This is a genomic window from Hoeflea sp. IMCC20628 (genome assembly GCF_001011155.1).
Classification (GTDB): domain Bacteria; phylum Pseudomonadota; class Alphaproteobacteria; order Rhizobiales; family Rhizobiaceae; genus Hoeflea.
Map to the genome: position 1 here is coordinate 3,913,958 of NZ_CP011479.1, position 12,988 is coordinate 3,926,945.

Here is a 12,988-nt window from a genome sequence, read left to right on the forward strand (position 1 = left end):
CGGTCTCTCAGGCTGAACAATTTTTCCTGTTTCAAGTCAATCATTTGCCATCTTTCCCGACGCATGCAGTCTTTGAGACTTCCCCGCCCTTTGGCCTTGATACATTTGGCTGCCTGTAGACGCAAACGGCCTCGCTGTCAGTGAAAGTTCCTTCCCTTCGGCAAGGCCCGACTTGCCGCCCTGGCGGTTGCCAGTTCCTCATAGTCCTGACGCAGTTCCGGCGCGTCACGGATCAGCTTGATGATTTGCGCTGCGGGTTTGGTGCGCGCGCGCATGTCCTCGATCGGGCGGCGCACCTCGTCGGCATTGGCAAGCCCGCCCATCTCGCTCGCCATGTCGGAAATCTGCGCCATCATCGGGGTCAGATCCTCGAGATATTCGGCCACCACATGAATGACGCCCTCCTCGTTCTGCAGCTTGCCGCGCACGCCGACGCAGCGGCTGCCGAGCACGATGGCACGGAATTTCTCGAACACTTTTGGCCAGACGATGATGTTGGCGACGCCGGTCTCATCCTCGATGGTCTCGAACACAACGCCCTTGGCCGAACCCGGCCGCTGCCGGACCAGTACGAGGCCCGAGACCTTGACCACCCTGCCGCTGCGGATGTCCTGCAGGTCCGAATTGGCCCGGCAGCCCTTGCCCGCAAGCCGCTCACGCAGGAACGACATCGGGTGCGCCTTGAGAGAAAATGACAGCGACTGGTAATCATTGATCACCTGCTCGCCCAGCGGCATCGGCGGCAAATCGACATCGGGTTCCTTTTGCAGATCCTGGGTGTCGACCAAGGCAAACAGCGGCAGCCGTTCGGCGCTCGAGAGCGGGTCGAGCGCCTTGACCGCCCACAGCGCATCACGGCGATCCAGACCGATCGAGCGGAAGCAATCAGCCTCGGCCAGCTGTTCGATCGAGCGGCGCGGCAGGCCGGAGCGCATCCACAGATCACGGACGCTGTCATAGCCGCGGCCACGCCGGGCCATCAGTTGTTCAGCTTCGGCTTCGCCAAATCCCTTGACGTGCCGCAACCCCAGCCGCACCGCGTGGCTATGTTTCATGATGTTCTTCATCTCGCGATGCCGGGCTGACAGCGGCTGCAGGTCGGCATCCCGCTCCAGTGTACAGTCCTGGTCCGAGCAATTGATATCAACCGGGCGGATCTCGACGCCATGCTCACGGGCGTCGCGGATGAGCTGCGCCGAGGCATAAAACCCCATCGGCTGAGAGTTGAGAATGGCAGCGCAGAAGACATCCGGATAATGGCATTTGAGCCAGCAGGAGACATAGACCAAGAGCGCGAAACTGGCGGCATGGCTTTCGGGAAAGCCATATTCGCCAAAGCCCTCGATCTGGCGGAAACAGTGCTCGGCGAAGGCGCGTTCATAGCCATTACCGACCATGCCCTCGACCATCTTGGTCTGAAACGAGCCGATGGTGCCGACCCGGCGGAAGGTGGCCATGGCGCGGCGCAGCTTGTCGGCCTCTCCGGGCGAGAAGCCGCCGGCAACGATGGCGATGTTCATCGCCTGCTCCTGAAACAGCGGCACGCCGAGCGTCTTGCCGAGCACGGCGCGCAATTCCTCCTTGGGAAAACTGACCTGCTCCTTGCCCTGCCGGCGGCGCAGGTAAGGATGGACCATGTCGCCCTGAATCGGACCGGGCCGGACAATCGCCACCTCGATCACCAGATCGTAATAGCAGCGCGGCTTGAGGCGCGGCAGCATCGACATCTGCGCCCGGCTTTCGATCTGAAACACACCGATGGTGTCGGCGCGGCAGATCATGTCATAGGTCGGGGTATCGTTGTCCGGCAGCGAGGCCAGGGTTTCGTGGCGGCCGTAATGGCTGTCCAGCAGGCCGAACGCCTTGCGGATGCAGGTCAGCATGCCGAGCGCCAGTACGTCGATCTTGAGCATGCCGAGGCTTTCGAGATCATCCTTATCCCACTCGACAATGGTGCGGTCCTCCATCGCCGCATTCTCGATCGGGATCAGCGAAGAGAGCTTGTCCCGGGTGATGACGAAGCCACCGACATGCTGGGAAAGATGGCGCGGAAAACCGACGATCTGGGAGGCAAGATCGAGCATCTGGGCCAGATGCTTATCAGTCGGATCAAGCCCGGCGCGGCGTGCATCCTCGGCGTCAACCTCGCGCGACCAGCCACCCCATTTGGTGCCGGAAATCGCACTGATCGCATCATCGGAGAGGCCGAACACCTTGCCGACCTCGCGAATGGCGGAGCGGGCGCGGTAGGTGATGACGGTGGCGGCGAGCCCTGCCCGTTCGCGTCCGTATTTGGCATAGATGTACTGGATCACTTCCTCGCGCCGCTCATGCTCGAAATCGACATCGATGTCGGGCGGCTCGTTGCGTTCCTCGGAGATGAAGCGCTCGAACAGAAGATCGACCTTGCCAGGATCGACCTCAGTGATCTCGAGGCAATAGCAGACGGCCGAATTGGCCGCCGAACCGCGGCCCTGACACAGTATTTTCTGCGAGCGAGCAAAGCGGACGATGTCATAGACGGTGAGAAAATAGGGCGCGTAATCGAGCTTCTTGATCAGCTTGGTTTCATGCGCAATGGCCTTGAGCACCTTCTCGGGCGTGCCTTCGGGATAACGCTTCTTGAGGCCGATGGCGGTGAGCTTTTCGAGCGCCTCCTGCGAGGGCAGCGGATCGGGTCCGAGCTCTTCGAACATCGGAGCGTCAGGATATTGGTAGCGCAATTCATCCAGCGAAAAGCGGATGCGCCTGAACAACGTGGCCGCTTGCGCCACTGCTGCCTCGAACCCCTTGAACAGATGCATCATGTCGATGTGCGAGCGCAAATGCCGTTCGGCATTGGCTTGCAGCCGGGTACCGACCGTGGCCAGCGTCTTTCCCTCGCGGATGCAGGTCAGCACATCTTGCAGCGGACGCCGCCCGGGCGCGTGATAGAGCACGTCGCCAATCGCCACCAGCGGCAGGCGATGCTTGCGCGCCAGCCGGACGAGCATCGCCATGTGACGCTGGTCCGCGCTGCCATGAGCCCGTGACAAGGCAAGATGGAGATGATCAGGGAAGGCTTCGCGCAGCCGGTCCAATGCGGCGTTCAACCCTGATCCGGCTGCTCCGGCAGGTGTGACGACAGCCATCAGCAGCCCTCCGCCGTGGGTGAGCAGATCCTCAAGCATCAGATGGCATTCGCCCTTCGACGCGCGGCGCTTGCCGGTGGTCAACAACTCGCACAGATGGGCATAAGCCGCACGGTCCTCGGGCCAGACCAGAATATCAGGTGTCGCGTCCATGAACACCAGCCGGCAGCCCGGCGCGAAGGCCAGTCCCGCCTCCTTGGCCGCCATGTGAGCGCGGACAACGCCTGCCAATGAATTGCGGTCGGTGATGGCGATGCCGCCAAGCCCGAGCCTTGAGGCCTGCACCACCAGTTCCTCGGCATGCGACGCGCCGCGCAGAAAGGAAAAATTGCTGGCGGCGGCAAGCTCGACATAGGTCAGGCCGGATAGAACCGGCGGGTTCATGCGAAAAGCCCGTGCATGTACCAGCACGGATCATCGGTCTCACGACCATAGAGACCGTGGCGGAACAGCCAGAAACGGTACCCCTGATGGTCCTCGACGCGAAAATAATCGCGGGTGCGGGCGCCGCGGCCGTCGCGCCACCATTCGCAGGCAATGCGCTCGGGCCCTTCCGAACGGACCACCTCATGGGAGACGCCACGCCAGCGGAAGCGGAACGGCGGGCCGTCGGGCACCTCGGCAATGGTCTGCAACAGTTCGGGCCGGTCGAACAGGATCAGCGGACGGGTGGTGACCCCATCGGAAATCTCCGAATACGGTGCCGATGCCAGCATCGCATTGCCCATGGCTGATCTTCGAGTGCCCGAGCCTGCCCCGCCAAGATGGGCAACCGGCTGCCGGCCAAAGCTGCGCTCGGGAATGTGGGTGTCGGCGAGCACGAAACGCTGGACGCGCTCCAGGCCAAGCCTTGCCCCGAGCCGGTCGACCAGGGCATCATGGCCTTGCCCGGCAGCCTGGCCCGCCATCATTTCCGCCTGCGCAGCCTCGAACGGATCGGCATGGACCACATCAAGCCGGATCAGATCGAAGCCGAAACCCGCATCAAGATCATCATGCAGGCCGGCGATACGTTCCTCAAACAGCCGGCTGATCATTCGGGCATCCCGCAAGGGCCTGGCCGTTTGCACGCTGAGTTGGCTGACATGGCCATCGACGCGGAACAGTTTGAGCCGGCAGTGGCGCAGGCCGAGCCCGCGCCGCTCCAGCGGTTCGAGAATCCCTGCCGCCAGCGCCGCGATCACATGACTGATCTCATCCTGGTGGGTGACCGGCTCGGCGAAACGGCGCTCGGTCGAGAGGTCAGCCACCGGCATGATCGGAGAGATCGACTCGGTCTCGCGACCGAGAGCCTGATCAAGCCGCTGCATCAACCGGGCGCCGAAGCGGGCAGCCAATGGCGCACGCGGCAGGTTGGCTATGCAGCCGATGGTCTTGAGACCGACACGGCCAAGTGAGGCGACCATGGCAGACGGAAGCCGCAACCCGCTCAAACTCAGCGGAAGGATAGCCTCGGCGTGAGCGTCCTCGGCAATAATCCGCGCCTGCCCGTAGCGCGCCATCGCCCAGCCTGCACCCGGCGTGTCGGCCAGACACAACCGGACGTGAAAGCCTTGGGCGCGCAGCCTTGCCTCCAGATCGGCAATCACCGCTGCCTCACCGCCAAGCAGATGGGCGCAGCCGGTGATGTCCATGAACAGCCCATGGTCGTGGCCGTCCTCGGGGTCAGAGCCAAGGGCAACCAGTGGCGTGTAGCGCTCGCACCAGCCGGCAATTTTCAACAACAGCGCCTGGGTCTGTTCGTCATCGGCGGGATGACAATCGAGATCAGGCACCAGCGCACGCGCATCGCTCAAGGTCTGATTCAGCCGCACGCCGCGGGCATGGGCACGCTGATCAAGTGCGACAATGCGGATGGCGTTCTTGAGCGTATCGGTGACAACGACAGGCGGAGCCTCAGGATGCGCGTCCAAAATCCCGTCTGTGATCCAGGACTTGCCCCATCTTGACCGGTGAATCCTGTCTGTTGGCAGCCGCGGGAAGGCGATCGAGAGAATGCGCTGGCGGGTTGGCGCCGGAGACGCGCTCGTGGGCTGGGTTTGGAGCGGCATGGGTGAAACTTCTTACTTTGGGGTTCCAGGCTAAAAGCCATTGGCCGGTCCGTCCGGCGCGGTTGCGTTCAAGTGTCAGGGACAGCCGCATTGCCCCGACACCGCGTTCCAAGATCTCGTCCGTCCCGGACATTTCAGTGTTCACACGCCAGCGCGTTGCTGCAGCGCTGGCCTCCTCCTCGCCGCTCTGGCGCAGGATCAAGGCCAGCACACCGCTCTGCCGCGCGCGCAACATCAGCCGCCGCGTCGCGGTGATGTCGAAGCGCGCCGGATTGCCCTTGATCTGAAAGATCAGCGCCGCCAGCCCTGCGCAGCCCGCCGCCTCGTCAGCCGCCCACATGGCGCCCTGCAGATCGCCCGGCTCGACAATCGTCAGGCAGGACGGATCCAGCCCGTACTGGGCGAGGCCAGCGGGGAAAAGTCCGCCGCCATCGACGCGTGTGCCGGGATCGCTGACCCAGACCACGCCGCGGCGTCCACCACGATCCCCCTGCATGGCACGGCCCGCGAGCCCGAGCGCAAACCCGGTAGCCGAGCCGATGTCACGTGCCAGGGCGGCCCGCACTTCATGCAGACCTCCGCAGGCAAGCCCGCCTTCGAGATGGCGGTCAACCGCGCTCGCGCCCAAGGACAAGGGCGGTGACACTGCGGTGTCGCCAAGCCCGATCCCCCGGTGCGCTTGATAGGCCTGGGCCTCATAGGCACGGGTGCGCGCCTTGAGAATATCCGTCGCGGTCTGCAGCCTCGAGAGACTCATGGTTGATCCACATTGTTCCTGTTATGTTCCATTTAACGCCAGAGTCGAGCCGAGAGTCAATCAGCAGATTTCGGGATCCAGCCCTGCCGGAGTTCACCATCATAACTCTGCGTTGTACCGAAAAAGGAAGTCGTCTTGTTTGCGCAATTGCACTCTATTTCACTTAGTCGCATAAGTTTATATCTTGCATTACTACAGAGCGAAAATGCCATTTTCGTCATAATCAATTTATTCGCTCAAATTACTGCATAAAAACTTGACACATAAAATGTTCTTGCAGTTATTGAATTCATACTACGTAGATTTTTCGATTCAGGGGCGGATTGATCAATCATATTACATTCGTCCAGGCGAATTCAGAAAGTGGATTGAGCAGGGTGAATTGCGACCCGAACCTCAGGACACATTGCCAGATGCTGAATTTGGCACATTGTATGGGGCAAAGCCGATTTCCAAAATTTTCTGTATCAGTGTAGCGATTTTCCTCGCATCATCCTGCAATCAGGCAGCAGCTCTTGATTTCGGTGACTTGAATCCCTTTCCAGAGCCGAAAGAGCTGACAGCCCTGCAACAATGTAATGCCGAGGCGAACCAGAGATACTTCTCTCTGGGTCAACTGCCATCGGTTGAGGCAGAGCATGCAGCCCTGATAGCCTACTCGGAAAGCAGCAATGCCCTGAGTTATGCGCAAGATGCTTACTACAAAGCTTCCAGGCTGGTGCGGCATCCAGGCTACACAAAGAAAGCACAGAGCCAGATCGTAATTACCCACCCCTGAATTCGTGATTTCCGGTTCTTCTACCGGCCTATGCCAGGACGGATGCGATGACCTGGAAGGGGTTTGCGCCTTTGAGGCGTGCGGTATCGACTGTCGTGCGTATGTTCGCTTCGGCTTGGGCGGCCCACATGGCGCGATATCCGTTTGTCACCTTTCGCTGAATGACCCATGGACGGAGCTTTCGCTCAGATGTGTTGTTGGTGACATCGACTTCTCCGGGATAGTCGCAAAACGTCAGCAGCTGATCGCGGGCCCGCCCGATCTTGGCCTGGAGCTTTTGGGCCAGGTCGCATGAAGTCGGGGCGCATAGAAGCCCGGCAAGCTGTTTATCGAATTTGCGCTTCTTGCTTGCGACGGTAGACGCAGCGAATGTGCTTATGGCTCTGGCGAAATCAAACACACGGCCAAACCAAAGCTGGAAGCGAAGAGGGAGATCATCCTCGCCATGTTCCAGCGCAAAGGCTGTATCACGCGCCAAATGTGCAAGGCAGGTTTGATGTCGATGGCCGTGAGATTGCTGGGCTGAATACCGATCAGATATCCATACCTCGGGGACATGGCCGCCCATGGTCTCGTGAACGACCCGTGCTGCACGGGAGTAATCGGGCTGGTGGACAACGGCATCCTTGCAATGAAAAACCCAGTGTTGGGCATTTGTGCCCTCAATACGCACACCGGTTTCGTCGCTGGCGACAACGCGGGCGGCTCGAAGGCTGGCCTTGGCGGCCTGTGCTGTGGCCTGGAAGCTCGGACGGGAGCGGGCAAACATGTTCATGATCGCGCCCTCGCTCGCATGGAGGCCGAAGATATCCATGAACACACCGCTCAGGCGTTCGTAAGACAATGCATGGAAACTCTTGAGGTAGATCGCCAGCGCGTGAATGCCTGGCCCGAACGGCGTTGCGGTTGCCACGGCAGGTGCGGTGGCTTTTGTCGTCGTGCCGCATTGCGGGCAATGACAGGAAAAACGCCGATGCCGGGTGACATGAGGACGGATCGCAGGAATATCGATCTCGTCATAGGCCCCGGCCAGCACCATCGTATCATCACCGGAAAACGCATGGCCGCATCTCTTGCAGGCGGTCGGTTCATGATCGCGAAACATGTCGGCAAAATCCGCCAGCACCCTATTGTGGGGTTCATGCCCGGGCTTGGCTCCACCCGGTCGTGAGTTGACGCGTTTCTCTTTCTTGTCCGTAGAGGGCGGCTTGGAAGACGTCCGAGAATCCTTGGCAGGCCGTTGGAGCCGAAGCACCATCTCGATCAATTCGTCCTTGCTCAGCTGCTGCAAATCAGTCCGATCCATATCATCATGGATTCAGACATTGTGGTGCATGGCAAGGGGGTGGGTAATTACGCCAGATCAACTTCGATCGAGCATATTATGCGTCCATGCTTGCCGTCAGAGTTGCTGCTGAAAACGGTCTGCGCGCCATGAAAATTTACCGAAGCTATCTCCAGTCTCAGATCGGAGTGGACGCCCTGCCGAGCGGCAACATCGAAACCGGAAACGAATGGGCCGACAAACTGGTTGGCAAAGCGACAAACAAATACAACCCGGTCAAGAAAGCAGCCAGCGCGGCCGATGCGCTCGACCCGTTCGGGGCATCGAAAAAGTCGGGCCAGGAGTTCGCAATCTTCATCCTTGGGCATGCCATTGCCGAAGGGGAAGGTCTGCTGACCGAGGCGAAGGCTGCAGAGGCCGAAGCCAAGGCGGAGATGGAAAACATCGTCATCGTCCACCAGCCAACCCAGGCGCAAACCGATGCCTACCTGCTGGCGACCCAGACGCTGGACACATACAAGGCAAAACGGGATGCAGACCTGTTGGTCTGGGAGACCTATCGCGGCGCGCTGGAGCGCGCAAAACAGGAAAATCGCATCGAATTCGAGAGATGCTCCGCAGCAGCAAAGCTGCAGCAGCCAGCGGATACGGACGAACCCGAGACAAGTGATACGCCGGACGAGCCAGAGACATCTTCCGGCACTGATGACCAGGCACCTTCTACAGTCGGATCAGACCCCAACGTCACAGACATCGACGTCTCAGGCCCGGAAACACCGGGATTCGGCACCATCGGCTTCTCCGGCTTCGATTTTGATTTTTCCGGCCTGGAATTCGATCTCGATTTCGATGCTGATTTTGATCTGAATCTTGATTTCGATTTTGGTTTTCCAGAGATTGCCGAGGGCGTGAACCCCTACTCCACATCCAAACAGGACGTCACGCCTCCATCGGTCACCCAGATCGATGCCCCGGCGAATTTCACCGGGGTCTTGCCTTTCGAAATCTCGGTCACCTATTCCGAACTCGTCGGGAATGCGACGGATCCGGGCGACATCATCGTGACACAGGCGACAATCGGCGCCATCACGACCATCAACAACATCACCTACAGGGCGACGGTCACTCCTCTGGGATCAGGCGACATCAGCATCACAGTCCCTGCCGGAGCCGCACGCGACATTGCCGGCAATCTCAACATCGCTTCGCAAAGTGTTTCCGTGGCCAACATGACTGCGGAAAGCACGCAGCAAACAATCAGCAGTTTCAGCTCGAGCCGGACCACCAGTATTCTGAGCCTTCAACCCGATCTGGTCGCCTATCTGGACGGCAGCTCCGGCCATGGCATCGGGCCACTCGGATTTACCGCTTTTGAGGACGACACCAATTCAATGCAACTGGCTTTCTCCACCAGTCTGCGCCGGGTTGAAAACGACGCGTCCAGACGCCTGGCTCTTTCTTACGGGAAAACGCCCGGCTCGACCTCGGCCCACAAGCAACCCGACCGCCGCTACGATGTCTGGGCGGAAGTCTATGGCTCCAGAACGAAGTCCGGCCTGTTCTCCAACACGCTGTGGGTTGGCTATGTCGGGTCGCATATTTTTGTAACGCCGGACCTTATCGTTGGCGGCATGGCGCAGCTTGACTGGGCCGATCAATCCAACAAGATCGCCGGCAGCACCACTGATGGCTTCGGCTGGATGGCTGGCCCCTACATCGCGGGCCGCATCCCCAATACGAAGCTCAAATTTTCGGCAAATGCAGCCTGGGGCCAGTCCAACAACACAGTCAGCCCGGTTGGCACCTACAGCGACACATTCGACACCGAACGCTGGATGCTGGCCGGAACCATCAACGGATCTTTCGATATGGCCGCCCTGACCGTCAAGCCGTCCGTCAGCGTCTCCTATTTCAGCGAGACGCAGAAAGCCTATACCGACAACCTCGGCAATGTGGTCAGTGCGCAAACCAGTTCGCAAGGCGCGGTCCGGTTCGGGCCCGAGGTCTCGAGACAATACGAGATCGGCGAGGGTGTCATCGTTGAACCAAGCCTTGGGGTCTCGGGGATATGGAACTTCGGAATGTCGGACGGCGCCGGAGTTACCGCCGCACCACTGGGCAACAGGCAGCTTCGAGCGCGCGTCGACAGCGGCCTGACTATCCTCACCCCGAAAGGGTGGATCTACATGATGAACGGCTTTTATGACGGCATCGGCGTGACAGGCTACCAGTCGGTCGGCGGTCGTGTTCGCCTGACCGTTCCACTGAACTAGGGCGCCTGAGAGCTACATCACCGCGCCCATCTGCCAGGGCACGAATTCGGCGCCGCCGAAACCCAGTTCCTCGCTCTTGGTTTCCTCGCCGGAGGCGACGCGCAGGAACAGTTCGAAAATCTCGCGGCCCTTGACCTCGAGGCTGACGCCATCGGTGATGATGTCACCGCAATTGATGTCCATGTCTTCTGACATGCGGCCATACATTTCCGAATTTGTCGCCAGCTTGATGCAGGGCGTCGGCTTGTAGCCCGACACCGATCCGCGCCCGGTGGTAAAGGCAATCAGATTGGCGCCGGAGGCAATTTGCCCGGTCACCGAACAGGGATCGTAGCCAGGCGAATCCATGAACACAAAACCGCGCTCGGTTATGGGCTCGGCGAACTTGTAAACCTGCGTCAGCGGCGCCGTGCCGCCCTTGGCCACAGCACCGAGGGATTTTTCAAGGATGGTGGTCAACCCGCCCTTCTTGTTGCCGGGCGAGGGATTGTTATCCATCTTGCCGCCGTTGCGGGCAGCGTAATCCTCCCACCAATGAATCCGCTCGACGATCTTGGCGCCAACTTCGGGCGTCACCGCCCGGCGGGTCAGCAGGTGTTCGGCGCCATAGATTTCCGAGGTTTCGGACAGGATGGTGGTGCCGCCATGAGCGACCAGAAGATCCGACGCAGCTCCCAGCGCCGGATTGGCAGTGATACCGGAATAGCCATCCGAGCCACCGCATTGCATGCCGATCATCAGATGCTCGAGACCCGCAGGCGCGCGGGGGATCCTGTTGGCGACTTCCGCCATTTCCTTGAGTTGTTCGATGCCGCGCTCGATGGTCTTGCGGGTGCCGCCGGATTGCTGGATGGTCATGTAGCGAATATTGCCATCGGCGCGCATACGGCCGCGTCCGACCAGATCCGGCACCTGCATGACCTCGCAGCCGAGCCCCAGCAGCAGGATGCCGCCGAAATTGGGATTGCGGGCATAGCCCTGCAAGGTGCGGAACAACGTGTCGTAGCCCTCGTCATTGCCTGACATGCCGCAGCCGGTGCCATGGACGATCGGCACGATACCGTCGACATTCTCGAACGCATCGAGCCAACCCTGCTTCTCCACCGCCTCGGCAATGAAGCGGGCCACCGACCCGGAGCAGTTCACCGAGGTCAGAATGCCGAGATAGTTGCGGGTCCCGACGCTGCCGTCAGTGCGGTGATAGCCCATGAAATGGCGTTGTTCAGAAGGCTCAGGAAGCGGCCGGACCTTGGTCGAAAATTCCTGCGCCTCGGCGTGGCCACCCATACCCAGATTGTGCACATGCACATGTTCTCCGGGCGCGATCGGGCGGGTCGCCACACCAATGGTCTGGCCGTAACGGAGAACCTTTTCACCTTCGGCAATCGGCCGCGTGGCGATCTTGTGGCCGCGCGCCACAGCCTCTATTAACGGAACACCGAGGCCCGGCACTGTTGCGCCCGGCGCAAGGTCTTTCAAGGCAATGATGACATTGTCTTGCGGATTGAGGCGAATTGTCTGGTTCAGGTCGGTTGTCATAATTCGGACAGATCTCCAATTGGTGCGTCGTCGCGCATCAGGCCCTCGGCCTTCAACTCCACCCAGAGCTCTGGCGGAATCTCGACCATTGCGGCAACAGAATTGGCTTCCATCTCTACCACACCCTGCCCACCGGGAATAACCGACACGATAGCAGGATGCCGCAGTGGAAACTGGAAGGCCGCATCGACCATGCGCACGCCGTGGCGTTTGCAAATGGCTTCAATCTTCTTCACCTGATCAAGTATGTGCTGCGGCGCGGGATCGTAATTGTAAAACGCGCCCGGCTTCGGTCCGGTGGCCAGGATGCCCGAATTGTAGGGGCCGCCGATGACGATGCCGATGCCGCGTTGCTCGGCCATCGGCAGGAAACTATCGAGCGCCTCCTGTTCCAGCAGCGTGTAGCGACCGGCCAGCAGAAACAGGTCGAAATCACCGCGTTCGGTGAGCCACTGGCAGGCCTGCCATTCATTGAGACCGGCGCCAAAAGCCTTGATCACGCCCTGCTCGCGCAAGGACTGCAGTGCCTTGTATCCGCCCGCCATGAACTCCTCGAGTTTTGCATCACGCGCCGCTTCGCTGCCGTGGGTGAATATGTCGAGGTCATGGGCATACAGGATATCGATGCTGTCGACGCCGAGCCGCTCAAATGAAAATTCGAGTGATCGCATGACGCCGTCATAGCTGTAGTCGAAAACTTCCCGGCGCGCGGGCACATCGAAGAACTTGCCCTCACCAGTGCGTTCTTCGCCCGGTTCGCAGCGGCGCATCAGCCGTCCGATCTTGGTCGACAACACATAATCGTTGCGCGGCTTGCCACGCAGGAACCGGTTGAGACGGGTTTCAGCGAGCCCCAATCCATAAAGCGGCGCGGTATCGAAATAGCGCACGCCCAGATCCCATGCGTGGGTCAGAACCGCGTGCGCGTCATCATCAGAGATCGCGCGGTAGAGATTGCCGAGCGGCGCTGTGCCAAATCCGAGTTCGGTGAAGGTCAGCCCGCCATTGCTGATCCGGTCCCAATGTCTTGTCTTCAATTGCATCCGGGCCTCCATGCCTGGACGGCAAGCTAATCCATATTGACCTCAATCGCATCCCCCGATGCAGTTGCATCCGATCAAATTATCACACCCAGAACTGGCCGCTACGGATAGTGCTTGAAAGATCCTCCAGC

8 protein-coding genes are annotated in these 12,988 nt (G+C 60.2%); 2 read left to right on the forward strand and 6 right to left on the reverse strand.

Annotation, left to right across the window (positions count from 1 at the left end; translation table 11 throughout):
• Positions 1-137: 137 nt before the first annotated feature.
• The 3 genes from IMCC20628_RS18355 to IMCC20628_RS25470 are packed head-to-tail and all read right to left on the reverse strand — an operon-like array spanning position 138 to position 5,939.
• A complete protein-coding gene (locus IMCC20628_RS18355; RefSeq protein ID WP_047031402.1) occupies positions 138-3,515 on the reverse strand; it encodes an error-prone DNA polymerase in 3,378 nt (1,125 codons plus the stop codon).
• Complete coding sequence (locus tag IMCC20628_RS18360; RefSeq protein ID WP_052766534.1) at positions 3,512-5,044, reverse strand: DNA polymerase Y family protein; 1,533 nt, start codon at positions 5,042-5,044, stop codon at positions 3,512-3,514. Before IMCC20628_RS18360 ends, IMCC20628_RS18355 begins: the two co-directional genes overlap by 4 nt.
• The gene (locus IMCC20628_RS25470) at positions 5,028-5,939 is read right to left on the reverse strand and encodes a hypothetical protein (protein WP_052766536.1); all 912 of its coding nucleotides are present in this window, start codon (positions 5,937-5,939) and stop codon (positions 5,028-5,030) included. Before IMCC20628_RS25470 ends, IMCC20628_RS18360 begins: the two co-directional genes overlap by 17 nt.
• 256 nt (positions 5,940-6,195) lie before the next feature.
• Here IMCC20628_RS25470 and IMCC20628_RS18365 point away from each other — a divergent pair, with 256 nt between their 5' ends.
• The gene (locus IMCC20628_RS18365; RefSeq protein ID WP_156174572.1) at positions 6,196-6,717 is read left to right on the forward strand and encodes a hypothetical protein; all 522 of its coding nucleotides are present in this window, start codon (positions 6,196-6,198) and stop codon (positions 6,715-6,717) included.
• A 28-nt stretch (positions 6,718-6,745) separates the two neighbouring features.
• Here the strand turns inward: IMCC20628_RS18365 and IMCC20628_RS18370 are convergent, their stop codons facing one another.
• Positions 6,746-8,023: an IS66 family transposase gene (locus IMCC20628_RS18370; RefSeq protein ID WP_047029005.1), complete on the reverse strand. Its 1,278-nt coding sequence runs from the start codon at positions 8,021-8,023 to the stop codon at positions 6,746-6,748.
• Between the two features lie 86 nt (positions 8,024-8,109).
• Here IMCC20628_RS18370 and IMCC20628_RS18375 point away from each other — a divergent pair, with 86 nt between their 5' ends.
• Complete coding sequence (locus IMCC20628_RS18375; RefSeq protein WP_156174573.1) at positions 8,110-10,275, forward strand: autotransporter outer membrane beta-barrel domain-containing protein; 2,166 nt, start codon at positions 8,110-8,112, stop codon at positions 10,273-10,275.
• A gap of 12 nt (positions 10,276-10,287) precedes the next feature.
• Here IMCC20628_RS18375 and IMCC20628_RS18380 read toward each other — a convergent pair whose 3' ends face one another.
• Together IMCC20628_RS18380 and IMCC20628_RS18385 are read right to left on the reverse strand one after the other, a co-directional pair.
• Entirely contained in the window at positions 10,288-11,814 is a 1,527-nt protein-coding gene (locus IMCC20628_RS18380) for an altronate dehydratase family protein (RefSeq protein WP_047031406.1), read from the reverse strand.
• A complete protein-coding gene (locus tag IMCC20628_RS18385; protein WP_047032751.1) occupies positions 11,811-12,851 on the reverse strand; it encodes an aldo/keto reductase in 1,041 nt (346 codons plus the stop codon). The genes IMCC20628_RS18380 and IMCC20628_RS18385 overlap by 4 nt, the downstream gene beginning before the upstream one ends.
• Between the last annotated feature and the right edge of the window lie 137 nt (positions 12,852-12,988).